Below are 455 nucleotides of genomic sequence, written 5' to 3'. Positions count from 1 at the left end.
GATCGCAAAGAGCTCCGCGATCCTGACCACGGCTTCGGCCGCGACCGGTGACGGGGTCTTGTCGAGTACGTCGGTAAACTTGCGCCGCGCATGGGCCCAGCAGCCAACCTCGACAACATCGCGTGGTGCCTTGGTCTTTGGGTCGCGGTAGAGCGCGTTGTAGCCCGCAAAGCCGTCCGCCTGCAGAAAGCCGCGGTAATTGCCGAGGTGCGCGGCCGGATGATGACCGCCGCGATCCGCGCTGAAGCGGTAGGCCACAGCCGGCGGCTCCATGTCGCCGCTAGACCAGCCATGGCGCAGATAGACCCAGAATCGTGCGATGGCACTGCCATTCCCGTTGCCCAGCAAGGTGACCGGCGTGTCATCGCCATGGATCTTCGGCGCTTCCAGGATGTACGCCAGCAGCCGCTCGCCCAGCGGCGCCATCAGCCAGGCGAGCTTGCGGGCCCATCGGC

1 protein-coding gene is annotated in these 455 nt (G+C 66.4%); it reads right to left on the bottom strand.

All coding sequences use genetic code 11. From position 1 onward, the window contains the following. A partial coding sequence (locus AX703_RS26580; protein ID WP_156452012.1) for a transposase occupies positions 1 to 455 on the bottom strand: 455 nt, incomplete at both ends.

Source organism: Novosphingobium sp. CCH12-A3 (genome assembly GCF_001556015.1).
GTDB lineage: Bacteria > Pseudomonadota > Alphaproteobacteria > Sphingomonadales > Sphingomonadaceae > Novosphingobium > Novosphingobium subterraneum.
Note: the sequence above shows the minus strand (reverse complement) of the source record. Positions and strands in the feature narration are given on the sequence as shown.